The following is a 26333-nucleotide window of genomic DNA, read 5'->3' as shown; positions in this document are numbered from 1 at the left end:
GAGTACGCGCTGCAGGCCCCATCCATGGGGCCTCAGCGCTTGACGGGCATCCATGCCCGTCACCTCCCTTCGCAAGCCCTACGCTCGGCCTCCTGAAGTCGCAACCCGCGTCGCCTGAACTATCGCGCACTTAGAAGCAAAAGCCACAGCAACGGCAACGGCAACGGCAACGGCAACGGCAACGGCAACGAACCGAGTCTGATCAACGGTCCTTGAACTGTGCCTCACGCTTGGCGATGAATGCGGCCATGCCTTCTTTCTGGTCTTCGGTGGAGAACGCCGCATGGAAGACCCGACGCTCAAAACGAACCCCCTCGCTGAGGGTGACTTCAAATGCTCGGTTGACGCTCTCCTTGACCATCATGCTCACCGGAATCGACTTGCTGGCAATGGTCGCCGCCACCTTCAGCGCCTCTTCCACCAGCTCTGCCTGCGGCACGATCCGCGCCACCAAACCTGCACGCTCGGCTTCTTCCGCCCCCATCAGGCGGCCGGTCAGGCAAAGCTCCATGGCCTTCGCCTTGCCCACCGCACGCGTCAGGCGCTGGGTACCGCCCATGCCCGGCAGCACGCCCAGGTTGATTTCCGGTTGACCAAATTTGGCATTGTCCGCCGCGAGGATAAAGTCGCACATCATCGCCAACTCACAGCCGCCGCCCAGGGCAAATCCAGACACTGCAGCAATGATCGGCTTACGGCGATTGGCAATGCGGTCGGCGTCGCTGAACAGGTCGTCGACGTAGATCTGCGGGTATTGCAGCTCAGCCATTTCCTTGATGTCGGCGCCAGCGGCAAAGGCTTTGGCCGAGCCTGTCAGCACCACGCAGCCGATGTTCGGGTCGCGCTCAAGCTGGTCCAAGGCCTGGTTGATCTCACCGACAATCTGCGCGTTCAGCGCATTGAGCGCCTGCGGCCGGTTGAGGGTGATCAGGCCGACCTTGCCGTGGATGTCCAACAGGATGGTTTCGAATGCCATGCAGTCTGCTCCTTCAAAGATTGCGCGCAATGACCATGCGCTGAATGTCGCTGGTGCCTTCGTAGATCTGGCAAACCCGAACGTCGCGGTAGATCCGCTCCAGCGGGAAGTCACTCAGATAGCCATAACCACCCAGGGTCTGCAAGGCATCCGAACAGACCTTTTCGGCCATTTCCGAGGCGAACAGCTTGGCCATCGACGCTTCCACCAGTGCCGGACGCCCCGCATCACGAAGGGCAGCGGCGTGCAATACCATCTGCCGGGCAACGGAAATTTTCGTTGCCATGTCAGCCAGGCGAAACGCCACGGCCTGGTGCTCGATCAGCGGTTTGCCAAAGCTTTGGCGCTCGTTGGCATAGTCGCGCGCCACTTCGAACGCCGCGCGGGCCATACCCACCGCTTGCGAGGCGATGCCGATACGGCCGCCTTCAAGATTGGCCAGGGCGATCTTGTAGCCTTCACCCTCCGCACCCAGCCGGTTGGCCACTGGCACGTGCACATTGTCGAAAACGATCTGGCAGGTGTCGGAGGCGTGCTGGCCGAGTTTGTCCTCGACCCGCGCTACCTGGTAGCCCGGCGAATCGGTCGGCACGATGAAGGCGCTGATGCCACGCTTGCCAGCCTCCGGGTCGGTGACTGCAAACACGATCACGACGCCGGCGTTCTGCCCCGAGGTAATGAACTGTTTGCTGCCATTGAGCACGTAATGGTCGCCCTCCAGGCGTGCACGGGTCTTCAGGCTGCTGGCATCGGAGCCAGCCTGCGGCTCGGTCAGGGCGAAAGCACCGAGCATCGCGCCTGTCGCCAGCGGGGTGAGGAATTGCTCTTTCTGCTGCTCGTTGCCGAAGCGCAGGATCGGCACGCAACCCACCGAGTTGTGCACGCTCATGATGGTCGAGCAGGCACCATCACCCGCAGCGATTTCCTCCAGCGCCATGGCATAGGCCACATAACCCGTGTCGCTGCCGCCCCACTGCTCGGGCACCAGCATGCCGAACAGGCCCAGTTCGGCCATTTCGTCGATGGCCTCTTTCGGAAAGCGATGGTCCTTGTCCCATTGCTCGGCAAACGGCTTCAGGCGTTCCTGGGCGAACGCACGTACCGCGTCGGCGATCTGTTGTTGCTCGTCATTTACCAGCATGGTTCACCTCAGTACAGGCATTCAACAGCCATGGCCGTGGCCTCGCCACCGCCGATGCAGATGGCCGCCACACCCCGTCGCAGATTGTTCTGGCGCAAGGCCGACAACAGGGTGACCAGAATACGTGCGCCAGAAGCGCCGATCGGGTGACCGAGGGCGCAGGCGCCGCCATGGATATTGACCTTGTCGTGTGGCAGGTCGAGGTGTTTCATGGCCGCCAGGGTGACCACGGCGAAGGCCTCGTTGATCTCGAACAGGTCGACTTCGGCCAGGTTCCAGCCGGTGCGCTTCATCAGTTTGTCGATCGCGCCGATCGGGGCGGTCGGGAACAACGCCGGGGTGTCGGCAAAGGCGGCGTGACCGTGGATGACGGCCAATGGCTTGAGGCCACGTTTGTCGGCCTCGGAGCGGCGCATCAGCACCAGCGCCGCAGCGCCGTCGGAAATCGAACTGGCGTTGGCCGCCGTCACGGTGCCGCCTTCACGAAACGCCGGTTTGAGCTGCGCTATCTTGTCCAGGCGTGCCTTGGGCGGCTGCTCGTCATCCTTGATGACGCGCTTTTCCTTGCCCTCGGTGACTTCCACCGGCACGATCTCGGCGGCAAAACGGCCGCTGCTGATGGCTTCCTGCGCTCGGGTCAGCGAGGCGATGGCGAACTGGTCCTGGGCCTCGCGACTGAAAGAATTGGCCTGGGCACAGTCCTCGGCAAAGGTGCCCATCAGGCGGCCTTTGTCGTAGGCGTCTTCGAGGCCGTCCATGAACATGTGGTCGATGATCTTGCCGTGGCCCATGCGGTAGCCGCCACGGGCTTTGTCCAGCAGGTACGGCGCGTTGGTCATGCTTTCCATGCCACCCGCCACTACCACATCTGCGGTGCCGACCAGCAGCAGGTCATGGGCCATGATCGCGGCTTGCATACCCGAGCCGCACATCTTGTTCAGGGTGGTGCAGGTGGTGTGTTTGTCCAGCCCGGCGCCCAGCGCGGCCTGGCGTGCCGGCGCCTGGCCCTGGCCGGCCGGCAGCACGCAGCCGAACAGTACCTGCTCGACACAGGCGGCATCGATGCCGGCACGTTCCACGGCAGCACGAATGGCGGCGCTGCCCAGTTGCGGCGCAGTCAGGCTCTTGAGGTCGCCCTGCAACCCGCCCATGGGCGTGCGCACGGCGCTGACGATAACGATGGGGTCATTGGCGAGGGTCATGTTCGCTCTCCTTACTTGGCAGCCATGCGCAGCGCACCGTCGAGGCGGATGACCTCACCGTTGAGCATGCTGTTCTCGATGATGTGGCGGGCCAGCGCGGCGTATTCCTGCGGGCGGCCCAAGCGGGGCGGGAACGGCACGCCGGCAGCCAGTGAAGCACGCACCTCATCGCTCATGCCGGCCATCATAGGTGTTTCAAAGATGCCCGGAGCGATGGTCATCACGCGGATGCCGAAGCGTGCCAGTTCGCGCGCGGCCGGCAAGGTCAGGCTGGCAATGGCCCCCTTGGAGGCAGCGTAGGCGGCCTGGCCAATCTGGCCGTCATAGGCGGCAATGGAGGCCGTGTTGATGATGACCCCACGCTCGCCGCTCTCATCGGCAGCCCCTTCGGCCATGGCCGCCGCAGCCAGACGCAACAGGTTGAAGCTGCCGATCAGGTTGACGTTGATGACCTTGGCGAAGCTGGCCAGGCCATGCGGGCCCTGCTTGCCCAGCACCTTCTCGGCACCGACGATGCCGGCACAATTGACCAACCCATGCAAGCTGCCAAAGGCGCTGACAGCTGCATCGACAGCCGACTGGGCCGCCTGCTCGTCACTGATATCAGCCACGGCGAAACGGGCGTTGTCGCCCAGTTCGCGGGCCTTGGCTTCGACAGCCTGGGCATTGAGGTCGACCAGCATGACCTTGGCGCCAGCCTCGACCAGCATCTGTGCAGTCGCGGCACCCAGCCCGGAAGCGGCGCCACTGACGATGAAATGTTTATTGGCTATGTGCATGAGTACTTTCCTTTCAGACGCTGACAGGGGTGGCCTGTTGCGCTTGTTGTTTGGCGACTTCCTGGTTGCGCAGGATGAAGCGTTGCAGCTTGCCGCTCGGGGTCTTGGGCAGCTCGCTGACGAATTCGATTTCCCTGGGGTAGGCATGCGCGTAGAGGCGCTGGCGCACGTGCTGGCGCAAGGTTTCTTCCAGCTCGACGCTTCCGGCGTAGCCGCTGGCCAATACCACGAACGCCTTGATCAGCTCGGTGCGCTCCGGGTCGGGCTTGCCGATCACCGCGGCCTCGATCACCGCCGGGTGCTCGATCAACGCGCTTTCCACATCGAACGGCCCCACCCGGTAACCGGAGGTGGTGATCACGTCGTCGCTACGGCCAACGAAGCTGATGCTGCCATCCGGGTTCAGCTCGACAGTGTCGCCGCTGAGGTAGTACTTGCCGACGAAGGCTTTGGTCGGCAGGCCGTGGTAACCGCCGAACCAGCATAGCGGCGACTGCTCGCGGTCAACGGCGAGGATGCCTGGCTGGCCGGCTGGCCGCTCGTTGCCCTGCTCGTCCAGCACCACGATGCGGTGGCCGGGGATGGCATAGCCGGCAGAGCCCAGGTGCACCGGGTGCTTCAGACCATGGTGATTGCACAGCACCATGCCCAGTTCGGTCTGGCCGTAGTGATCGTGAATGGTCACGCCCAGCTCGTCGGCGAACCAGCGGATCACCTCGGGGTTAAGCGGTTCGCCGGCACTGCTGACCACCCGCAGGCGGCCCTTGATCGGTACCGAAAAATCTTTGCCCGCCGCAATCAGCAAGCGATACGCGGTCGGCGAGCCGGCCAGGTTGGTGATACCCAGCTTGTCGATCACCCGGGCGCAGCTCTCGACACTGAACGGGCCATCGTAGAACGTGGTGGCATGCCCCAGCGACAATGGGCCGGTAACGGCGTAATACAAGCCGTACGCCCAACCCGGGTCGGCCAGGTTCCAGAAGTTGTCCTCGGGCAGCAGCTCGATGGCATCACGCATGTAGCCCTGAAACGCGACGATCGCACGCAGTGGCACTTCCAGGGGTTTTGCCGGGCCAGTGGTTCCAGAAGTGAACATCAGCAGGAATGGATCGTTGCCTGAGCGCATCACCGGCTCACATACGTCCGCTGCGCGCTCCAGGCATTGCTGGAAGTCCAGCTCACCACTGCGGGCCTTGACAGTGATGATGGTCGGGCAGGCGTGCACGTCGTCCAGCTTGGCGCGGTTGTGGCTATCGGTGACTATCACTCGGGCATGGGATTGCTCAAGCCGGTGCTCAATGGCCTTGGGGCCGAACGCGGTGAACAAGGGCTGGTAAACCGCCCCGAGGCGCCAGGTAGCGAGGATGGTCACCAACAGTTCGGGGGTGCGCGGCATCAAGCCGGCAACCCGGTCGCCTGCGCCTACCCCCTGCGCCTTTAGCACATTGGCGAACCGGGCAGCCTGCACCTGAAGCTGATCGAAGCTATAGCGCGCGCTGTTACCATCGCGGTCTTCATGAATCAGTGCCAGCTTGCCGTCACCGGCATGGCGGTCACAGCATTCGACACAGGCATTAAGGGCTTCAAGGTTGCCGTGCAATGCCGCCACAACGGCCTGGTCATGGTCAAACGTGCGAGCGGCCTCGGCGTAATCGCGCATCATCGGACTCCTGGTTTCTTGTTTTTGGAGTTGAAGCATCGGTCCGACGATGTTCGCGCCGCTCATGCGCGGCGGCAATGGCCAAAGCTGTCAATCTGGATGACTGGTTTGGCCGCCGCCCGTCACCCCTCCGCGCGCTCGGCTGCACGCAGGTAGGACTGGGTGAGCCCTGCGACCAGGCGTTCGATGTCGAGGTCCTGCTGTGCCTGCAGCCCGTGTAGTTGCTGCTCGAAGGCCGCCGGCGCCAAGACAGGACGTTGAGCCTGCAGCTCAAGCGTGCGTCGCGTGTAGTCCGCACTGAGGGCATCGAACATTTGGTCATGTTGCTGGCGCAGGTAACGTCGCCAGAACGCGCGCTGGCTCAGGCTATCGGTCAGGCCATCGATGGTCTGCGCGCGCGTAACCCGCAGGAACGCATCCTCTATCTGGGCCTGTGTCAGCGCGACAGCTTCGGGATAGCGCATGGCATATGGCTGGTTGGGCAGCTGCAACCGGCTACGAAGTTGCACCCTGTAAGCCAGCCCCAATGCCAACTGGTCAATATGTTCACTGGCAGCCAGACGCTGCCGGCCATCCTGGTAGGCAATCCCTTCCAGTTGATCCAGCCGGAACAGTTGCCTACCCAGTTCGAGCAACTCACCCCTGCTTTCAGGGTTGGCTGCGGCGGTTTCTGCCTGCGCCTGCCTCACCGATACTTGCAGTGCACTGAAGTGACTGGCAACGGCGTCCGAACATGACAGTGGCAGGCCGGCCTGCTCAAAGATCCGCCGGCACAGCACCGGGTCGCCGTCCAGCGTAGCCAGCAGTGTCCATACGCCGTCAACCAGCGCGTCCCGCCCTTCACCCGCTTCGCTGTAGTCCGCTGTCATCTCCAGGCGAGCCAACAACCTGAACAACCCGCTGCTACCCGCTTGCTCCAGCAACCGCAGCCACACGTCCTCCCGCTCGGCCTGAACCGTCGCATCCGTATGGCCTACCCAACGCGTACGGGCCCTGACCAGGTCAACTGACCCCAACTGCTCAGGTGAGTGCCGGTGCTCTTCGATCACATCGAGTGCATACAACCCTCTTTGCTGCATGACCGACAAGGGGTTGTTTTCTATCAGAATGGCGCGTCGAAATGCATAAGGCATCAGCTGGATCTCGGTGGGCACTTCGCGGAGTTGATTGTTGCGCAGGTCAGCACACTCGAGTAGACCACAGAGCTCCAGGCGAAGCGGCCAACTGCCCAGGCGACAATGACGCAGGTTCAGGCTTGTCAGCCGAGAAAGTTGGTGGAAGCTCATGTCCAGCGCTTCCAGCCGGTTATGACTGAGATCAAGATGCGCAAGGTTGGACAAACCATGCAAAACGCCGATCGCCTGGGCATCGAGGCGTATCTCGTTATGCGCCAACCGAAGCGATTGAAGATTCGGTAAATGGGCAATGCCTGTTGGTAGACGCATCAACGCGTTGTTGTTGAGGTTCAGGTGCGTCAGGGCAGTGAAGGGGCGAAGGAAGTCGACCGGTATGTCAGTAATCCGGGTGTCGTTCACGCTCAGCAGGGTAATGCGATGGAAATCGATGTTCGGCGGCAGTGCCGGCAGTGTGCGCAAACTCAAACCGCTCATCGACAAGCGCTGCCCTTGTGTTTGCCCCTCGCCGGCCGAACCAGGCTCGCCCTGCAGTCGCCAGGCTCGCAGGATGCTATCGGCCGTCAACCTGCGGGCGGCGCGTCGACCCTCCTGCAACTCGGCACCGACCCAGCGATTCAGGTACAGCACCAGTTGGTCATGTGCTTCCTGCAGTTCTACCAGGCGCTCGAAGACTGGCTGCGGGCCTTGTTGCACACGCGCCAGCTCCACATCGAGCGCGGCCTCGTCCAGGCCAGGATAAAGCGACCGTAGCTGGTCACGAATGATCGCCCGCTCATCCCTGGGCGCAGCGCCAGGGCGGCCACTGAGCGGGTATCCCACGCGTCCATCGTCCATGCGACGCCCTGGATTGAGCCAGGCCTGCTCCTCTGGCCAGCCGAGCATGCGCGCGATATCCCAATGGGAAGCGGGTAACCGCGCCAGAAGTTTCTCACGCAATTGGCTCGCCGCAGCACTGCCCACCCGTTGCATCGCTGCCCGCTGCTCTGATGTCAGTGCGGCAAAAAGCGCCTCGAAGATACATCCCGGCTCGTCAGCAATAAGCACGTGTGGCACACCTGACCCGTTGTAGATCAGAAACCTGCCTTCATGCCGGACCACTATTCTTCTTGCCTCGGTTTGCCCGCCGCTACCGAGGCGCCTGATAGACCGCCCATCCAGCCCGCTGTCACGCAGGTCAAGGTCAAGGTGCTCGAGTTCGAAGCTATCCAGCAACGCAAGGGCCAACTCGCCGGTGACATCACTGTACGCTGTGCTCAGATACAATCCCGCCAGCCCCCGGCTCAGGCGAGCCAGACGCAAGAGCGAACGGGCGTTGTTCGCGCACGGCAATGGCAGCCGCCGCTCGACCCGCGCCATTTGGTGCTCAAGCTCATGCGCTTGGTCGGTTACTTCATTTATGTAGGCCGAAGGCAAACCCGGGAAGTCCCGCTTGACCAACATGCTCAGCGGGTCTGCTGCAAGTGGCTGCTCTGTCAGGTGGGCAAACAATTGCGGCCGCAACCCGGCCTCATGCACCCGGATCTGCTCCAGTCCGGCGCCCACGTCTGGCCTTGCTTCACACCAGGCCAGCAGTTCACTGTCCGATGGCACCAACGCCTTCAGCCGAACACGCTCGAAAAACGTTTGAATGCGTGCATGCGCCTGGAAGGCGCGCAAGGTTTGGCCAAGGCTCACCGGCGCCGGGCGATTTTCCACGAGAACGCCGCGCAACAAATCTGCATCGATACCTGCCACCCGCATGATCTGCTCGGCCTGATGCGCGTCGACAGGGGAATGCTGTGGCCATAATGCATCCAGCATGCGAGCAGGCGCCTGCCAGCTGAGTGGTTGCTCACGCATCAGCTGCCAGCCACGCTCACCATTGTGCAACACGACCGGCCCGTAGCCGCCCTCACTCGCTACATGGCGCAGGCGATAGGGGCCATCGGCGATAGGCTGATGCACTTCGAAGTTGCGCCCATCGATACGGACCCAGCGGCGGCCCACCTCGCCATAGCGTCCCTCGTCAACCAGGTCGATAGCGCCCGGCAGTGATCGATAATTCCTGGCGTTGAACTGCCACAGGCGACCGCGCCCATTCCCAAGGCTTACCGGCTCCAGGCCCGCGACAAACGCACTGCGCACAAAACTGACACCCGCCACCGTCGCAGCGGTAGCCGCCAAGGTTTCGGCAACCCCCAGCAGATGCTGCAGCGCTTCGTGTTGGTGCCCTCTCGACCAATCCCGTGTCCCTTCGAACACTTCAGCGCACGTCTGGGCAACCACCTGACCCAGCAGCACGCCGCCCACAGCCGGGATGAACAAGCCGGCGAGGTTTACCAGGCCCAGACCTGCCGCTTTCCACTCAGCGTGTCTGGCGCTTACCGCCAGGCTATCAGCGTCGGCAGTCGGTACCAGCAGCAACCGGGCATCTTCCTTGGCCCGTTGCACTTGCCGAGTCGCCAGTTGCGTGAAGATCCCTCCTTCAGGAGTTTCACCCTCAAGCTCCAGGTCCGGCAGCTTGTCTTTCAGGCGCTTGCCGAGGGTACTGACAAAACCTGCACGGTGCTCAAGGCTGATGAGCTGTGTGAAGTACTGCCAGTAACCGGGATCTGGCAACAACATTGCCACGGTACTGTTCATGGAGGCGGCATTGTCGAAGAACCGCAATGCCTGCCGGGGATCACCAGGCAGGTAAAGTACGATGCCCCGATCATTTCCCGCCTTGTCATGCAGGTGGATCAGCAAGCCATCGACCACAGGTTTCCCTAGTGCCCTCAGCAGCATGGGTTTGCCTTCAAACCCTCGTTGTCGCCGCTCCTGACCGTGGTCCACCAGCTCACGCAGTGCAAGCTGCACATCGACGCTGATGTTTCCCTGCAAAGCCGCAAGCTCGGTCGCCAGCTTCAACCCCGAACGTTTGTCTTCAGCCAGCACCGCCTGGGTAGCTGGCGGGAAGATCCTTTGCAACGCGTCCTGATAGCGCTGACCAACGTCCAGATTGCGACAGGCCGTAATCAATGCTTCCAGCGATGCATTCAATGGTTTATCGCTGCCTGGCAAAACCAGCCCCGTGCCCTCGTAGTAGCGGGTATTCGCAGCAAAGTTGCGCATCAGCCGCAGTAACCCGTTTTCACGCGTCTGGCTGTACCCGTATGTCTGTTGCAAGGTACCTGGCAGTGTGCCGAAGCGCGGCGCTACCCGCAGCCATTCGAGCTGGGCAAATACCTGCCCGTCCGGCAACGGTGCATCCAGCAAAGCCGCCAGGTGCTTCTCGGCAAACTGCTGGAGCGGCAGTAACTCAAGCGTCAGGCCACTCAAGCGTGCCTGGCTGGCGTGGTGCGCGTTCAGGCTGGTGCGCAGGGTGTTGATCTGGCCCCGTGACGCGCGTTTGAGCCACTCAGGTAATCGGGCACCGATGAATGGGTCATGGCCCGTCGTGTTGATAATCATGGTGGGTTCCCCCCGCTATTTGACGAAGCCAACCATGTTGTTCAAATGCCGGGCCAGGATGCAGAGGGAACGGGTTCGATCGGCGCCTGCTCGGTAAGCCTTCTGGGCCCGCGCGGTAATGCACTACGACGGGAAGTGTTCGCCCTTCAGTGCCCTGCCCCTCGCGCCTGGATCAATGCCCGATAATGCCCTGGGTTGCAGCCGAACCACTTGCGAAATGCCTTATAGAACGAGCTGCTGTCGGCGAACCCCAAGCGCTCGGCAAGCTCGCCCATGGCCAGGTCTTCCTGGCTGAGCCAGGCGATCGCCAGCTCCCGTCGTACGCTGTCCTTCAAGCCCTGGTAGTTCTGCCCCTCTTCTGCCAGGCGCCGCCGCAGGGTCGATGGCGACAGGCACAGCTGCCGGGCCAGGCGGTCAGCATCGGGCCACTGCGCAGGGGCCAGGCGCAGCAGGTCGGTGCGGATACGCCGCCCGAGGCTGGCCGGGTCACGGTATTTGACCAGGATATTGCCCGGCGCTTCGGCCAGAAAACGCTGCAGTTCCTCTTCACTGCGCCGCAGGGGCAAGTCGAGGCATTGCGAAGCGATGATCATGCGTGTGCGTGGACGCTCAAAATGCAGGTTTTCCGAAAACATGACCCGGTAGTCGTCGCAAAAGGGTGGTTCGGTACACCGCAGATCAATGCTCAGAATCGGGATACGCCGCCCGGCCAGCCAGCAGGTCACGCCATGCACGATCATCCAGAACGTGAAATAGGTGAACGCGCGGCGCGGTTCGTCACGCGGCTCATTGATGACAATTTCGGCCAGGCCTTGCTGGCGCACCAGGCTGGGCTGCATGTCTTGAAGCATCAGCGACAGAAATGCCAGCGAGGTGTCCAGGCCTGCACCCAGGGTTGGTTGGCCCATGCTGGCACGGCACATGAATGCCAGGCTGCCACTGCGCAGACCGCGCGGGTCCATCGCGAAAAATTCGTCGTTGCAGCGCCGGGCCAGCAAGCGCCACAGGCGGGCATAGGACTCGGCACTGACCCTTGCCTCTGGCAGGTGCAATTGTTCAACGGCGATGCCCGCCCTGGCCAGCAAGCCACTGTCAGGCTCACCGGCAGGGCAGGTCTGCAACAGCGCTTCGCGCACCAGCTGCATGGAAATGGTGTCTTTGTCGCTCATCGACGGTCCTGTCGGCTGATTGCCGGCCATATTAGGGTCTGTATGAAAAGCCTTGAGACGAAGGTCAGGCAAGGCGAAAACAGCCGAGGAAGCGGAGTTTACGGGTTGTAAATGAGCATTCCGAGGCTGTTTTCAACGCAGCATCACCGAGTATCAAGGCTTTTCATACAGAGCCTAGGGTGCCCCGCAGCAAACAGCCATCATAGCCCCGCTGCCAGGCTCAGGAATGCCTGAATCAGGCGCAGTTCGCGACGGCGCTCCAGGCAGCCGATCACGTGTTGGTTGACAAGGCCCTCGCCGGCCAAGGGTCGTGCCACCACACGGGGATCATTGGCCACTTCAGTGGAAGAAACAACGCCAATACCCAGCTGCGAGGCCACTGCCTCGGTTACCGCCTCCCGGCTGTCCAGCTCCAGCAATACACGCGGTTGCACGCCCGCCTTGATGCAGGCCTTGTCGAAGGTGCGCCGGGTGGTGGAGCTGGGTTCGCGCAGCACCATGATCTGCTGGTGCAGCTCGGCCAACGGCAAGTCCTCCCGCTCGCTGGCCCAGGCGTGCCCCACGGGTAACAACGCACACAGGCGCGACTCACAGAGATTTTGCAGGTGCAGCCCTTTGCGCGGCTCGATTTCGGTCAGCACTGCCACGTCGGCATGCTCGCCGAGCAGCGCAGCCAACGTCTCCTGTGCATTGCCCAGACGCAAGTTGACGGTGACGCCAGGGTACCGCTCACGCAGCAGCGCCAGCATCGGCATGACCCGGTGCGGGCCGTCGGCGGCTACCTCCAGGCGCCCGGTCAGCAACTGGCGGTTGGCCTCGAGCATGGCCTGCGCTTCTTCAGCCAGGCCGAACATGGCGCGCGTGATGGCCGCCAGGCGCGTGCCCTCTTCGGTCAGCTCCACGCGCCGTGCAGTACGCCGCAGCAAGGTGATCTGGTAGTGCTCCTCCAGAGCCTTGACGTGCCCGGTCACCGCCGGCTGGCTGATGAAGAGGCGCTCGGCAGCACGGGTAAAGCTGCCCTCACGGGCCACGGCGTCGAAGGCGCGCAGCTGGAACAGGTTCATATTTATCGGCCTGACTTATAGCTGAGATAACAACAAACAATTTGATTGATGGCAGCGCGAATTGCAACCTAGGCCTCGTAGTTTCAGCCCACCGCTTGTGAGGAATAACGGAATGAGCAACGCCCCGATTCTGCTGACCCCAGGTCCCCTGACCACATCAATCCGCACCCGCCAAGCCATGCTGGTGGACTGGGGCTCCTGGGACCGTGACTTCAACCAATTGACTGCCAGCGTCTGCGAACAACTGCTGGCCATCATCGACGGCGCCAGCAGCCACCACTGCGTGCCCCTGCAAGGCAGCGGCACCTTCGCCGTGGAAGCGGCCATCGGCACCTTGGTGCCACGCGATGGCAAGGTTCTGGTACTGATCAACGGCGCGTACGGCCAGCGCCTGGCAAAGATCTGCAAAGTGCTGGGTCGCACTTACAGCACCTTCGAAACGGCCGAAGACCAGCCGACCACAGCCGCCGACGTCGACCGGCTGCTGGCCGAAGACCCAGCCATCACCCATGTGGCGCTGATCCACTGTGAAACCAGCACCGGCATCCTGAACCCGCTGCCCGAAATCGCCCAGGTGATCAAACACCATGGCAAGCGCCTGATCATCGATGCCATGAGCTCGTTCGGTGCGCTGCCGATCGATGCCCGCGAAATCCCCTTCGAAGCGCTGATCGCAGCCTCCGGCAAGTGCCTGGAAGGCGTACCCGGCATGGGCTTCGTCTTCGCCGAAAAGAACGCCCTGGCGGCCGCCGAAGGCAATGCCCACTCGCTGGCCATGGACCTGTACGACCAGCACGCCTACATGGCCAAGACCGGGCAATGGCGCTTCACCCCGCCTACCCACGTGGTCGCGGCCCTGCACGAAGCACTGCAGCAATACAACGAGGAAGGTGGCCTTCCCGCCCGCCACCAGCGCTACGCAGACAACTGCAAGACGCTGCTCGACGGCATGGCAGCCATCGGCCTGCGCAGTTTCCTGCCTGCCGAGATCCAGGCGCCAATCATCGTCACCTTCCACGCCCCCACCGATGCCCGCTACCAGTTCAAGGACTTCTACGAGCGGGTCAAGGCCAAGGGTTTCATTCTCTACCCGGGCAAGTTGACCCAGGTCGAAACCTTCCGCGTCGGCTGCATCGGCGTGGTCGGGGCGGACGGCATGCAGGCCGCCGTGAATGCCGTGGCCGAGGTGCTGCGGGAAATGGAAGTGCTGGACATCTGACACTTTGCCCACCCGAACCCAGGAATTCGCGCACATGAACTACAACAACCCCACCCAACTGCAAGCCGCCATCCTCGACTGGGCTGGCACCGTGGTCGATTTCGGCTCATTCGCCCCCACCCAGATCTTTGTCGAGGCCTTTGCCGAGTTCGACGTGCAGGTGTCCATCGAAGAAGCCCGAGGCCCGATGGGCATGGGCAAATGGGACCATATCCGCACCCTGTGCGACGTACCGGAAATTGCCGAGCGCTACCGCAAGGTGTTCGGCCGTACCCCGACCGATGATGACGTCACCGCCATCTACAACCGCTTCATGCCGCTGCAGATCGAGAAGATTGCCGTGCACTCGGCACTGATCCCCGGTGCGCTGGACACCCTCACCGGTCTACGCCAGGACGGCCTGAAGATCGGCTCGTGCTCGGGTTACCCGAAAGTGGTGATGGACAAGGTGGTGGAACTGGCGGCGCAGAACGGCTACGTAGCCGACCATGTCGTGGCCACCGACGAAACCCCGAACGGCCGACCATGGCCGGCCCAGGCCTTGGCCAACGTGATTGCGCTGGGGATTGACGATGTAGCAGCCTGCGTGAAGGTGGACGACACCGTGCCAGGCATTCTTGAAGGCCGCCGTGCCGGCATGTGGACCGTGGCGCTGGTCTGCTCGGGTAATGCCTTGGGCCTGACCTGGGAAGGCTTCCGGGCGTTGAGTGCCGAGAAACTGGAAAGCGAGCGCCAGCGCATCCACGCACTGTTTGCCGGCTCCCGCCCGCACTACCTGATCGACACCATCAACGACCTGCCCGAAGTGATTGCCGACATCAACCGGCGCCTGGCCAAGGGCGAGATGCCGCAAGCCTTCTGACCCCTGCAGTTTCGCTGTGGTAGCGGCCCTTGCGCGACACAAGGCCGCGCCTACGGCGGCCTGCGCCCAATCACCGACCTGTGTCTACCCTCGATCAGGTGTAGGCGCGGGTTTACCCGCGAATACGGTGGCGGCAACAACGGTGAACGCCTGGTGGAAATTGGCCAGCAGGCCCGGCCCTTTCGCGGGTGAACCCGCTCCTACGGCCGACAAACCTGAGCAAGAACGCTATTGTGGCAATTGCACCCGCGGTTTGGTCGCGGCAAAGATCGCCCAGCTGGAGACGAACAGCGCCGCGATCAACGGACCGATCACGAAGCCGTTTAGGCCGAACACCGCCAGCCCGCCAAGGGTCGACACCAGGATCAGGTAATCCGGCATGCGCGTATCCTTGCCCACCAGGATTGGCCGCAACACATTATCCACCAGGCCGATCACCAGCACCCCGAACGCGGTAAGCACCACCCCTGGCAGTATCGCCCCGGTCAGCAGGAAATACGCCGCCACCGGCGCCCAGATAATGCCCGCGCCCACCGCCGGCAGCAGCGACAGAAACGCCATCAGCACCGCCCACACCAACGCACTCGGGATATCCAGCACCCAGAAAATAAAGCCTCCCAACGCACCTTGGGTAATGGCCACCAGCACGTTGCCCTTCACCGTCGCCCTCACCACACGATTGAACTTCAACTGCAAACGACGCTTCTGGTGCTCGGGCAGCGGGACGGCCATCCGCACCCGGCGCGCGACTTCCGGACCATCACGCAGGAAAAAGAACAGCAAGTACATCATGATGCCAAAACTGATCAGGAACTCGAATGTGCCCTGCCCAAAGCTGAACGCCTGGCTGGCCAATACCTGGCTACCCTGGGTTGCCCACTTGGCGATCTTGTCACGCAACCCGTCGAGGTTACCCATGCCCATGTTGTCCAGGCCACGCTGGGCGAATGCCGGGAGCATGTCCTTGCCGCGCTCGACGTAACCGGCGATGTCCAGTTGCCCGCTTTCGATGCGCTGGTACAGCGTGGCGCCCTCTTGAACCAGCAGCGCGCTGGTGATGATCACCGGCAGGATCGCCACAAGCAGGCACACCAGCGTAGACGTGGCCGCGGCAAGGTTACGCCGCCGACCGCAGCGGATCAGCAAGTGACGCTGCAGCGGGGCGAACAAAATGCCGAGAATCACCGCCCAGAAGATTGCGCCGTAATACGGCAGAAGGATCCAGAAGAAGGCAATGGTCACCAACGCCAAGAGTACTGCCAGGGCTTTGTTCTGTAGCGCGGTTTCGTTCATCGCAGTTCCTCAAATGGCTTATGAGTGATTAGTGCACCGCACCTGGACAAAAGTGCCGCGCTCACTTGACGCAAATCAATACGCGCCTTGTCCATCGCCCCTAGCATCCCGGCCTTTTTGCCCCGGTGCGCACATGAACCCTACTGCCAAGCCCGAACTGCTGGCCCCCGCCGGCACCCTCAAGACCATGCGCTACGCGTTTGCCTACGGCGCCGATGCGGTCTACGCCGGCCAGCCGCGTTACAGCTTGCGGGTGCGCAACAACGCGTTCGATCACGCCAACCTGGCACTGGGGATCGAGGAGGCGCACGCCTTGGGCAAGCGCTTCTACGTGGTGGTCAACATCGCCCCGCACAATGCCAAGCTCAAGACCTTCCTCAAGGACCTGGCACCCGTGATCGAGATGGCGCCGGACGCGCTGATCATGTCCGACCCCGGGCTGATCATGCTGGTGCGCCAGCACTTCCCACAGATGCCGGTGCACCTGTCGGTGCAGGCCAACACCGTCAACTGGGCCAGCGTGCAGTTCTGGCAGCAACTTGGCCTGAGCCGGGTGATCCTGTCACGGGAGCTGTCGCTGGACGAAATCGAGGAAATCCGCCAGCAGGTGCCGGGCATGGAACTGGAAGTGTTCGTGCACGGCGCCCTGTGCATGGCCTATTCCGGCCGTTGCCTGCTGTCGGGCTACCTCAACAAGCGTGACGCCAACCAGGGTACCTGCACCAATGCCTGCCGCTGGAAGTACGACGCCACGCCGGCCACCGAGAACGCCACCGGTGACATCGTGCGCCAAGTGCAGCCCACCCTGGGCCTGGGTGCGCCCACCGACCAAGTGTTCCTGCTGCAGGAAAGCAACCGCCCCGGCACTGAAATGCCGGCGTTCGAGGATGAGCACGGCACCTACATCATGAACGCCAAGGACCTGCGCGCCATTCAGCACGTCGAGCGCCTGGCCTTGATGGGCGTGCATTCGCTGAAGATCGAAGGCCGTACCAAATCGCACTTCTACTGTGCCCGCGCGGTACAGTCGTATCGCCAGGCGATCGACGACGCGGTGGCCGGGCGACCATTCGACCGCGCCCTGATGGGCAACCTCGAATCCCTGGCGCAACGCGGTTACACCGAAGGTTTCCTGCGCCGCCACGTGCACGACGAGTACCAGAACTACCAGCGCGGCAACTCGGTGTCCGAGCGCCAACAATTCGTTGGCGAGCTGACCGGCGTGCGCGTCGACGGCCTGGCCGAGGTCAAGGTGAAGAACCGCTTCGCCGTGGGCGACCATCTGGAGCTGATGACCCCGCGCGGTAACTACCACTTCGACCTGCACCGCCTGTGCAACCGCCAGCAGCACGCCATCGAGGTAGCACCGGGCGATGGCCACGTGGTGTATCTGCCGATCCCGGAACAGGTTGCCCTCGACTACGGCCTGCTGATGCGCGACCTCCGCATCGACGAAGCAGCAAGCTGACAACACTGTAATGTGCACATCAGCTACCTGACAGCCGGCGGCAGCGAACATCGTGGCGCTTCTGCATGAGGCCACGCCATGTTGCGCCCCCCTCGCGCCGTACGTTTGCCAAAGGCCTGGGCGCCGCCAGCACGCCGGCAGGGGCAACAAACCGCGCTGCGCCTGGAAGCCGCTTACGCTATGCTGCTGACCAACCGCTGGATACTGGAGCCGACCTGGAGGCCAACCTCTAAGGGCGCACCGACGCCGGGCGCGAACAAGGCGTGGGGCTGGCCGACAGCGAGGTGGGCCTGCGCCTACGCGACAAGATCACGCGCGGCTTCGCCCCCTACGTCGGGCTCAGTTTCAACCGCCTGCACGGCTCGCGCGCCAACCAGGCCCTGGAAGACGGCGAAGATCTGGGCCAGACCCGCCTTGTCGCCGGTATCCGCCTGCGTTTTTAAAGGAGTGCTTCACCATGCTGCGCAAACACCTGCTGACCCTGAGCCTGCTGGCCGTCACCGGCCTGGCCCAGGCCGCCGAGACCATCGACGTCTACCGCGACCCCAACTGCGGCTGCTGCAAGGCCTGGATCAGCCACCTGCGTGACAACGGTTTTACCGTCAACGACCACGTCGAGCCAAACATGAGCGCCGTCAAGCAACGCCTCGGCGTGGCACCACGCCTTGCGTCGTGCCATACCGGGGTGATCGACGGCAAGTTCGTCGAAGGCCACGTGCCGGCCGAGCAGGTGCGCCTGCTGGCCAAGCGCAACGACCTCAAGGGCCTGGCGGTGCCGGGCATGCCCATGGGCTCGCCCGGCATGGAAATGGGTGACCACAAGGATGCCTACCAGGTCATCGGGGTGACCCAGGATGGCCAGGACACCGTGGTCGCCAACTACTGATGCTCAGCCTGGGGGCGCTGTTTCTCAGCGCCTTTGGTGCCGCCACCCTGCTGCCGCTGCAATCAGAGGCCGTGCTGGTCGGTCTGTTGCTGCGCCAGCCCGAGGCATGGGCGATCCTGCTGCTGGTAGCCACCCTGGGCAACGTGCTCGGCTCGGTGGTCAACTGGCTGCTGGGCCGGGCCATCGAGCACCTGCGCGACAAACGCTGGTTCCCTTTCAGCGCTGCCCAGCTGGCGCGTGCGCAGCAGCGCTACCAACGCTGGGGGCAATGGTCGCTGCTGCTCAGCTGGATGCCGGTGATCGGTGACCCGCTTACGCTGATCGCCGGGATCATGCGTGAGCCGTTCTGGCGCTTCCTGTTGCTGGTGACCCTGGCCAAGGCTGGCCGCTATGCCGTGCTTGCCATGATCACCCTGGGCTGGTTTCACGCCTGGTAACACCTTTCAGGTTTCGCGTGGTCCACTGCCTGTTACAGTCGCCCCATTCAACCTGGCCCTACACGGAGTTCCCCCATGCTGCGCGCAACCGCCCTCGCCCTGGCCTGCCTTGCCAGCAGTTCGGCCATCGCTGCCGAGTCGCCTACCTACGGCCCCCAGCTTGAAGGCTTCAGCTACCCGCACCCCCTCAAGCATTTCAACTTCAAGTCCCAGGGCCAGGCCCTGCAGATGGGCTACATGGACGTGCCCGCCCAGGGCCAGGCCAACGGCCACAACGTGGTGCTGATGCACGGCAAGAACTTCTGCGCCGCCACCTGGGAAACCACCATCGACGCCTTGAGCAAGGCCGGCTACCGGGTCATCGCGCCCGACCAGGTCGGCTTCTGTACATCAAGCAAACCGGCGCATTACCAGTACAGCTTTCAGCAACTGGCCGACAACACCCATGCCCTGCTCGAACAGCTGGGTGTGAAGCAAACCATTGTGCTCGGCCACTCCACCGGCGGCATGCTGGCCACCCGCTATGCGCTGATGTACCCACAGCAGGTGGAACGCCTGGCAATGGTCAACCCAATCGGCCTGGAAGACTGGAAAGCGCTGGGGGTGCCCTACCGCACCGTGGACCAGTGGTATGCCCGCGAACTCAAGCTGGATGCCGAAGGCGTACGTGCATATGAGCGCAAGACCTATTACGCCGGGCGCTGGAAGCCTGAATATGAACGCTGGGTGCAGATGCTGGTGGGCTTGAACAAAGGGCCAGGGCATGAAGCGGTGGCGTGGAACTCGGCACTGATCTACGACATGATCTTTACCCAGCCGGTGTACCACGAGTTCAAGCACCTGCAGATGCCGACCCTGCTGCTGATCGGCGACCAGGACACCACGGCCATCGGCAGCGATATCGCGCCGCCGGAGGTAAAGGCCAAGCTGGGCAACTATGCAGAGCTGGGGCCGCAGGTGGCCAAGCTGATACCCAAAGGTGAGCTGATCACGTTCGAAGGCATGGGGCACGCGCCGCAAATCGAGGAACCGGTGCGGTTCAATCGCACCCTGGTCGAATGGCTGGGCAAGTGAGCCAATGATTGGCCCCTGTGGGAGCACGCAGGCTTTGGGATTTTGCGCACGCCCGCTGCTGCCACAGGGTTCCTTTACACGTTCCAGACCTGCGTTTCTGTCCAGCCCAGCTCGGCAAAGTCGTCCGCCCGCAACTCAGCCTCTTCTTCGCAGAAAAACTCATCCAGCTGTGGTGGTCTGACCGCTGTATCACTGAGCATTGCGTGCACCTGCCCACGGTGATGCACCTGATGTTCGAACAGATGCGCCAGCAACCGCAGCCGCTGCTCGCGCTGCACCCGATCGGGCCGTACGACGCTCACATAGCGGCCAAGGTCGCCATCACTCAGCCCCCGGCAGTAGGCGATCAAACGGTGGTCAGCCTGGGCCTGCTCGGCATGCAGATCGGTACAGGTGGCAAACGGCTGCTCCGGGTCGAAAAAGCGTTCGCCGTCGGCATCGGGCTGCTCGCCGCGCTGCTCGCACTCGAGCATATGCAGGTAAAACCAATCCACCGTCAGCAAGTGGTTGAGGGTGGCCTTGATCGACGGGAAGAAGCTGCAACGCGGGGCGACGAACTCGTCCTGGGTCAGTTGCAGGCAGGCCTTGTACAGGCGATGGTTGGCCCAGCCATTGTTATAGGCCTGGGTCAGCAGATGATGCGATAGCGGCTGCATGGTCGGCTCCTTTTCAGGCGAAGCGTTGCAGTTGCATCTCCCGTAGCCGGCTCAGGGTGCGCTGGTACGGGAACGCCAGATACCCTTGAGTGTAGAGGGCATCGAGCGGCACCTGTGCCTCCAGGTACAACGCCACCCGACGGTCATAGCATTCGTCGACCAGGGCAATGAAGCGGCGAACCGCATCGTCCTTGGGCGACAGCGCCGGCAGTTCACGGTCACCCGCCACGACCCTCGCCGCGCCATCTTCGGTGCCACGGGCAATCCGCCCCGCCCGCTGTTCCCCGCCCAGCGCCGGAATGCCGGAGACCAGAATCGAGGGAAAACGGTCGCACAAGGCCATGAACTCCATGGCCGCCAAGGGTTGATCGCACAGATCCGTGAAACGACACCAGATAGCCTGCTCACTGCGCCGCACGACGTGAATGTGCCTTGAGCCAATAACCAAGGGCTGATCCGTGCCGGCGTCTTTGGGGCTGAGCTGTCGGAACACCTCGGCCAACGGGCTGGCCTGCCCTGCCTCGGCTACCCAATAGCGCTGCCGCGCTTCACCGGGGTGCAGGCGGTGATCCTGCTCGCCCGCTACCGGCAGGACCTGCATGTGACGACCAATGGCGGCGATGGCCGGCAGGAACCGCTCGCGGTTGAAACCATCGCGGTAGAGCTGCTCGGGCGGCTGGTTGGAAGTGGCAACAATCACCACGCCCTGATCGAACAATACCTGGAACAGGCGGCCGAGGATGATCGCATCACCGATGTCGTTGACGAACAGTTCATCGAAGCACAGCACACGGATTTGCCGCGCCAGCTCCGCCGCCAGGGCCAATAGCGGGTCGGCGGTGCCGTTGAGCTGAAACAGGCGTTGATGCACCCAGGCCATGAAGTGGTGAAAGTGCTGGCGCCGCCCAGGTATGCGCAGACACTGGTGGAACTGGTCCATCAGCCAGGTCTTGCCGCGCCCGACCGGGCCCCAGAGGTAGAGGCCCTGGGTGGGGCGCCCCTGCTCGAGGGACTGGAAGCAGGCTTGCAAGGCCTCGACGACGCGGGCCTGGGCGGGGTCAGCGACGTAGCCCCGAGTGCTCAGGGCTTGCTGGTAGAGGGTTTGGGGGTCGAGGGCCATGGCCGCATTCTACCCGACTGTCACCCTCGGTGCAGGCGCGCGTCAGTCGGCCAGGCCGACCTTGAGTAGCGCGCCGTCCTTGTCATCGGTCAGTACATACAGGTAACCATCTGGCCCCACCCGCACATCACGGATACGTGCCTTCAGGTCACCGAGCAACCGCTCTTCGTGCACCACCTTGTCACCCTCCAGTTGCAAGCGGATCAATTCCTGCGTGGCCAGCGCCCCTATGAACAGATTGTGGTCCCAGGCCTTGAACGTTGGGCTGTCGTAGAACGCCATACCGCTGATACCCGGTGACTTTTCCCATACATGGTGCGGGTCGACCATGCCGTCCACATGCTCGCCCTTGGCCTCGGGGATGGGCAGCAGCGAGTAGTTGATGCCGTGGGTCGCAATCGGCCAACCATAGTTCTTGCCAGGCTTTGGGATGTTGATTTCATCCCCGCCGCGCGGGCCGTGTTCGTGGGTCCACAGCTGGCCGGTCCAGGGGTTGAGCGCGGCGCCTTGCTGATTACGGTGGCCGTACGACCAGATCTCCGGGCGCACGTTGTCCTTGCCGACGAAGGGGTTGTCTTTGGGCACTTCGCCGTCCGGCAGAATACGCACGACCTTGCCTTGCAACTTGTCCAGGTCCTGGGCAGTGGGACGTTGGTTGTTCTCGCCCAGGGCGATGAACAGGTAGCCATTGCGGTCGAACACCAGCCGCGAGCCGAAGTGGTTACCCACCGACAGCTTGGGCAGCTGGCGGAAGATCACGGTGAAATGCTCCAGCCGGGCGCGGTCCTCGGACAGCTGCCCGCGGCCGACCGCAGTACCGGCCTTGCCGTCACTGCCCTCCTCGGCGTAGGACAGGTAAACGGTGCGGTCCTTGCCGAACTCCGGTGACAGTGCCACATCCAGCAAGCCGCCCTGGCCTTCGGCCCAGACCTTGGGTACACCGCTGATCGGCGGGCCGACCTTGCCTTCGGCATTGACCAGCCGCAGGTTACCGGCGCGCTCGGTCACCAGCATGTCCTTGCCACCGGGCAGGAAGGCCAGGGCCCAGGGGTTGCGCAGGCCATCGGCAAGCGTGTCGACGATCAAGGTACCTTCTTCGCTGGGAAACCGCTGTTCGGCCGCCGCATGCGCCCACAGTGGCAGTAGCGCAGCGGCGGTCAGGGTGGCTAGCCAGGGTGCTCGAAGCATGCCGGATTCCTTTCAAGTGGGCTTAAGGCGCACGTGGGTTGTCGCGCGGTGGCCGGGTGGGTTCCAGATTCGGGGTTTGCTGCTGACGACGCAGGTTGTCGCCATTGCCGATGCCGCGGTTGTCCAGGGTGGGTGGGCGCTGGTACGGGTCGGTGGACGGGCCACGTACCGGTGGCGCAGCCGGCATGCTGCCTTGACGGCTGTTGGGGTTGGCCCGCTGGATCGGGCTGTTGTAAGGGTTGTTGTTGCCGGCAGCACGTTGCACGGGCTGCTGCGCAGCCGCGTGCGTGGGCAGGCACAAGGCCAGGCCGAGGGCCAGGATGGGCAATGTCGGGGTCATGCTTCACCTCCTGTACGAAAATGCCGCGCCTGGTGGGTTTGATAGCCTAAGGCGCGAGGGGTTCGCGGCAAAAGTGTGAATGCGGGTGGAGTTGATTCCTGATGTTTCAGTATGGGCCGCGGAGGGCTGCTTCGCCCTCCAATGGCCGCAACCTTCTACTGGCCGTTATCCACCTTGTGCCGCGCCGCATACAGGCACAGCATCTCCATGGCCAGGGTTGCCCCGGCCAATGCGGTGATATCGGCATGGTCATAGGCTGGCGCCACTTCCACCAAGTCCATGCCTACCAGGTTGATGCCACGCAGCCCACCCAGAATCTCCAGCGCCTGCACCGTGCTCAGCCCGCCACACACCGGGGTTCCGGTACCGGGCGCGTAGGCCGGGTCGAGGCAGTCGATGTCGAAGGTCAGGTACACCGGCCGCTCGCCCACCCGCTGGCGAATCGCTGCAATCACCGCCTCTGTGCCCTGGCGGTGCACCTGCCTGGCATCGAGAATGGCAAAGCCCTGGCTGTCGTCATTGGTCGTGCGCAGGCCAATCTGCACCGAGTGGGCCGGGTCAACCAGGCCTTCGCGGGCGGCATGCCAGAACATGGTGCCGTGGTCGATGCGCTTACCCGCCTCGTCCGGCCAGGTGTCACTGTGCGCATCGAAATGGATCAGCGCCAGCGGGCCATGGTGGCGGGCGTGAGCCTTGAGCAGCGGGTAGCTGATGAAGTGGTCGCCACCAAGGGTCAGCATGGCGCAACCCGCCTGCAGAATATGCTCGGCATGAGCCTCGATGCTGTCCGGCACCGACTGCGGCGTGCCGCTGTCGAAGGGACAGTCGCCATAGTCGATGACCGCCAGGTGGTCGAACGGGTCGAACGCCCACGGCCAGTGGCGGGCCCAGGCCTGCTGGACCGAGGCAGCACGGATCGCCCGCGGGCCGAAGCGCGCGCCGGGGCGGTTACTGGTGGCCGTGTCGAACGGCACACCGCTGACCACCACATCCACACCGCGCAAGTCGCGGCTGTAGCGGCGGCGGGAAAAACTGACAACACCGGCGTAGGTGCTTTCTGCGGCGGTACCATACAGGCTATCGCGGGTCATGGCCTGGTCATTGCTTGCGGCTTGGTCCACGGTCGGGCTCCTTGATTGTCATGGGCTACTGCCGGCTGCGGAAGGCGGTCCACAGACGGTTGCGTTGGCGCAGGTCGGCCAAGGCCATGCTGCGGTCGGCATACAGGCGCTGACGCACCTCGGCCGACGGATAGATATCCGGGTCGTTGCGCACCGCTTCGTCCACCAGCGGCGTGGCAGCCTGGTTGGCATTGGCGAAGAACAGCGTGTTGGTCAGCGCTGCCACCGACTCTGGCTTGAGCATGAAGGCGATGAACGCCCGTGCGGCCTCGGGGTGCGGGGCGTCCTTGGGGATGACCAGGTTGTCCTGCCATACCAGCGTGCCTTCGCGGGGGATGCGGTAGATCACCTCGAACGGCTTGCCGGCACGGCGGGCCTGGTCGGCGGCCATCGCGGCATCACCGTTGTAGGTCAACGCCAGGCACACGCTGCCATTGGCCAGGTCGTTGATCTGCCGGCCGTTGGCAACGTAGCTGACCGACGGCTGCAACTGGCTGAGCAGGTTCTGCGCGGCAGCCAGGTCATCCTTGTTCTGGCTGTAAGGGTCCTTGCCCAGGTAGTTCAGGGCTACGCCGATCACCTCCTGGGGCGAGTCAGGCAAAGCGATGCCGCAACCCTTCAGGCGGGTGGCGTACTCGGGCTTGAACAACAGGTCGAGGCTGTCCAGCGGTACATCGCCAAGGCGCTGGCGTACTGCCTCCACATTTACCCCCAGGCCCAGCGTGCCCCAGGTGTACGGCACAGCATGGCGGTTGCCGGGGTCAACCTCGGCCAGTTTGCCCAGCAGGTCCTTGTCGAGGTTGCCATAGCCAGGCATGGCCTGAGCGTCCAGCGGTTGCAGGGCATTGGCCTTGAGCGCCCGGGCCAGCACGGTGGATGACGGCACCACCACGTCGTAGCCGCTACCACCGGTCAACAGCTTGGTTTCCAGCACCTCGGGGGTGTCAAAGGTGTCGTAACGCACCTTGTAGCCCGTTTCCTGTTCGAAGCGCTGCAAGGTTTGCGGGGCGACGTAATCGGCCCAGCTGTAAAGATTGACGACCTTTTCTTCGGCCTGCAGCGGCAGGGCCAGAACCAGAGACAAAAGGCACAACGATCGACGCATGGCGGACACCTCGGCAAATGGGTGGATGCCGCGAGCATGCCAGCCGGGTTACATTGCACAAATGGCAAGTTTGCAAAGCTGACATTCATCAGGAGCAATGTAATGCTCGGACAAGTGCACGACCCCGACCTGCACCTTCTGCGGCTGTTCGTCACTGTAGTCGAGGCGGGTGGCTTCAGCGCCGCTCAAGGCGTGCTGGGCCTGAGCCAGCCCACCATCAGCCAGCGCATGGCGCAACTGGAGGCACGCTTGGGTTACCGCCTGTGCAGCCGCGGCAAGGGTGGTTTTCGCCTGACGGAAAAAGGTGAATTGCTATTGGAGGCGGCGCGTGGGCTGCTGCTGAACATCGAGCAGTTTCGCCAGCAGGCCAACGGCGTTGCCGGGCGGCTGCTGGGAACTGTGCGCATAGGCATGGCGGAAAATCAGGACAAGGCGGTGAGCCTGAAACTGGCGGCGGCCATTGCGGCATTTCGCAGGCGAGAAGAATCGGTGCAACTGGAGCTTGTCAGTGCACCGCCGGCGGAGCTGGAACGGCTGTTGCTGGAGCAGCGGCTGGACTATGCCATCAGCTACTTTTCCGGCAACCAGGCGGCCTTTGATTACCAGCCCTTGTTCGCGGAGCGCCAGCGGCTGTATTGCGGCAAGGGGCATGTGCTGTATGGCGAGACGGATGTTGGGCTTGAGCGGTTGCTGGACATGGACCAGGTGCGCCATCCGTACCGTTTTCTCAAAGGGGGCGAACCGTTCCAGAGCAGACGCAGCACGGCAGTGGCGGAGCAGATCGAAAGCGTGCTGACGTTCATTCTGTCTGGGCGGCATATTGGCTACTTGCCATGCCATTGTGCACAGGCCTGGGAGGCCGAGGGGCGGTTATGGGCGCTGGACCCTGAGCTTGATTTTGGGGTGCCGTTCACCCTGGCCCGGCACCGGGCACAGGGGGTTGGCGAGGCAGCCCATGTATTTGCGCAGGATTTGCTGGCGGCGTTTGCCTGAACCGGCCCCTTC

Annotated in this window: 22 protein-coding genes and 1 pseudogene; 8 read left to right on the top strand and 15 right to left on the bottom strand. The window is 63.2% G+C overall.

The window, feature by feature from the left end:
- Positions 1-202: 202 nt before the first annotated feature.
- The 8 genes from ACTJJN_RS19575 to ACTJJN_RS19540 all read right to left on the bottom strand — a co-directional run bounded on the left by ACTJJN_RS19575 (position 203) and on the right by ACTJJN_RS19540 (position 12559).
- Positions 203-976, bottom strand: a complete 774-nt coding sequence (locus ACTJJN_RS19575; RefSeq protein WP_003250095.1) for an enoyl-CoA hydratase — start codon at positions 974-976, stop codon at positions 203-205.
- A gap of 13 nt (positions 977-989) precedes the next feature.
- Positions 990-2117, bottom strand: coding sequence for an acyl-CoA dehydrogenase (locus tag ACTJJN_RS19570; protein ID WP_047603533.1), 1128 nt, complete (start codon positions 2115-2117; stop codon positions 990-992).
- An 8-nt stretch (positions 2118-2125) separates the two neighbouring features.
- Positions 2126-3319 carry an acetyl-CoA C-acyltransferase gene (locus ACTJJN_RS19565; RefSeq protein ID WP_012053108.1) on the bottom strand — a complete coding sequence of 398 codons (1194 nt, stop codon included), beginning with the start codon at positions 3317-3319 and terminating at the stop codon, positions 2126-2128.
- An 11-nt stretch (positions 3320-3330) separates the two neighbouring features.
- Positions 3331-4098: an SDR family NAD(P)-dependent oxidoreductase gene (locus ACTJJN_RS19560; protein WP_003250091.1), complete on the bottom strand. Its 768-nt coding sequence runs from the start codon at positions 4096-4098 to the stop codon at positions 3331-3333.
- Between the two features lie 13 nt (positions 4099-4111).
- A complete protein-coding gene (locus ACTJJN_RS19555; protein ID WP_440781531.1) occupies positions 4112-5758 on the bottom strand; it encodes an acyl-CoA synthetase in 1647 nt (548 codons plus the stop codon).
- Positions 5759-5880: 122 nt separating this feature from the next.
- Positions 5881-10326: an NEL-type E3 ubiquitin ligase domain-containing protein gene (locus ACTJJN_RS19550; protein WP_440781530.1), complete on the bottom strand. Its 4446-nt coding sequence runs from the start codon at positions 10324-10326 to the stop codon at positions 5881-5883.
- Between the two features lie 146 nt (positions 10327-10472).
- A complete protein-coding gene (locus tag ACTJJN_RS19545) occupies positions 10473-11495 on the bottom strand; it encodes an AraC family transcriptional regulator (protein ID WP_440781529.1) in 1023 nt (340 codons plus the stop codon).
- Between the two features lie 200 nt (positions 11496-11695).
- A complete protein-coding gene (locus ACTJJN_RS19540; protein ID WP_003250081.1) occupies positions 11696-12559 on the bottom strand; it encodes a LysR substrate-binding domain-containing protein in 864 nt (287 codons plus the stop codon).
- 112 nt (positions 12560-12671) lie between these two features.
- Here ACTJJN_RS19540 and ACTJJN_RS19535 point away from each other — a divergent pair, with 112 nt between their 5' ends.
- Together ACTJJN_RS19535 and phnX are read left to right on the top strand one after the other, a co-directional pair.
- Positions 12672-13778 carry a 2-aminoethylphosphonate--pyruvate transaminase gene (locus ACTJJN_RS19535; protein WP_440781528.1) on the top strand — a complete coding sequence of 369 codons (1107 nt, stop codon included), beginning with the start codon at positions 12672-12674 and terminating at the stop codon, positions 13776-13778.
- Between the two features lie 34 nt (positions 13779-13812).
- Positions 13813-14640, top strand: coding sequence for a phosphonoacetaldehyde hydrolase (gene phnX, locus ACTJJN_RS19530; RefSeq protein ID WP_003250077.1), 828 nt, complete (start codon positions 13813-13815; stop codon positions 14638-14640).
- Between the two features lie 228 nt (positions 14641-14868).
- Here the strand turns inward: phnX and ACTJJN_RS19525 are convergent, their stop codons facing one another.
- Positions 14869-15933: an AI-2E family transporter gene (locus ACTJJN_RS19525; protein WP_004576775.1), complete on the bottom strand. Its 1065-nt coding sequence runs from the start codon at positions 15931-15933 to the stop codon at positions 14869-14871.
- A gap of 133 nt (positions 15934-16066) precedes the next feature.
- Between ACTJJN_RS19525 and trhP the strand changes: the two genes are divergently transcribed.
- The 5 genes and pseudogenes from trhP (at position 16067) to ACTJJN_RS19500 (ending at position 19798) form a co-directional block, all read left to right on the top strand.
- Positions 16067-17401: a prephenate-dependent tRNA uridine(34) hydroxylase TrhP gene (gene trhP / locus ACTJJN_RS19520; protein ID WP_012053113.1), complete on the top strand. Its 1335-nt coding sequence runs from the start codon at positions 16067-16069 to the stop codon at positions 17399-17401.
- A 144-nt stretch (positions 17402-17545) separates the two neighbouring features.
- Positions 17546-17844: pseudogene (locus tag ACTJJN_RS19515) on the top strand (copper resistance protein B); the annotation flags it as partial.
- Positions 17845-17858: 14 nt separating this feature from the next.
- Positions 17859-18287, top strand: a complete 429-nt coding sequence (locus ACTJJN_RS19510; protein WP_003248913.1) for a DUF411 domain-containing protein — start codon at positions 17859-17861, stop codon at positions 18285-18287.
- A complete protein-coding gene (locus ACTJJN_RS19505; protein ID WP_003248912.1) occupies positions 18287-18724 on the top strand; it encodes a YqaA family protein in 438 nt (145 codons plus the stop codon). The genes ACTJJN_RS19510 and ACTJJN_RS19505 overlap by 1 nt, the downstream gene beginning before the upstream one ends.
- Before the next feature lie 75 nt (positions 18725-18799).
- Entirely contained in the window at positions 18800-19798 is a 999-nt protein-coding gene (locus ACTJJN_RS19500) for an alpha/beta fold hydrolase (RefSeq protein WP_014753884.1), read from the top strand.
- 74 nt (positions 19799-19872) lie between these two features.
- On the opposite strand, the gene ACTJJN_RS19495 is transcribed toward ACTJJN_RS19500, so the two are convergent.
- The 6 genes from ACTJJN_RS19495 to ACTJJN_RS19470 form a co-directional block, all read right to left on the bottom strand.
- Positions 19873-20454 carry a DinB family protein gene (locus ACTJJN_RS19495; RefSeq protein ID WP_014753885.1) on the bottom strand — a complete coding sequence of 194 codons (582 nt, stop codon included), beginning with the start codon at positions 20452-20454 and terminating at the stop codon, positions 19873-19875.
- Positions 20455-20467: 13 nt separating this feature from the next.
- Positions 20468-21574, bottom strand: a complete 1107-nt coding sequence (zapE, locus tag ACTJJN_RS19490) for a cell division protein ZapE (protein ID WP_014753886.1) — start codon at positions 21572-21574, stop codon at positions 20468-20470.
- A gap of 42 nt (positions 21575-21616) precedes the next feature.
- Positions 21617-22762, bottom strand: a complete 1146-nt coding sequence (locus ACTJJN_RS19485) for a PQQ-dependent sugar dehydrogenase (RefSeq protein ID WP_182375219.1) — start codon at positions 22760-22762, stop codon at positions 21617-21619.
- A gap of 22 nt (positions 22763-22784) precedes the next feature.
- Positions 22785-23102: a hypothetical protein gene (locus ACTJJN_RS19480; RefSeq protein ID WP_012053118.1), complete on the bottom strand. Its 318-nt coding sequence runs from the start codon at positions 23100-23102 to the stop codon at positions 22785-22787.
- A 155-nt stretch (positions 23103-23257) separates the two neighbouring features.
- Entirely contained in the window at positions 23258-24223 is a 966-nt protein-coding gene (speB, locus tag ACTJJN_RS19475; protein ID WP_014753888.1) for an agmatinase, read from the bottom strand.
- 25 nt (positions 24224-24248) lie between these two features.
- Positions 24249-25328, bottom strand: a complete 1080-nt coding sequence (locus ACTJJN_RS19470; protein ID WP_012053120.1) for an extracellular solute-binding protein — start codon at positions 25326-25328, stop codon at positions 24249-24251.
- Between the two features lie 102 nt (positions 25329-25430).
- Between ACTJJN_RS19470 and ACTJJN_RS19465 the strand changes: the two genes are divergently transcribed.
- Positions 25431-26321, top strand: a complete 891-nt coding sequence (locus ACTJJN_RS19465; RefSeq protein ID WP_014861514.1) for a LysR family transcriptional regulator — start codon at positions 25431-25433, stop codon at positions 26319-26321.
- Positions 26322-26333: the final 12 nt, after the last annotated feature.

Source organism: Pseudomonas sp. 22515 (assembly GCF_052044625.1).
Classification (GTDB): domain Bacteria; phylum Pseudomonadota; class Gammaproteobacteria; order Pseudomonadales; family Pseudomonadaceae; genus Aquipseudomonas; species Aquipseudomonas alloputida.
Note: the sequence above shows the minus strand (reverse complement) of the source record. Positions and strands in the feature narration are given on the sequence as shown.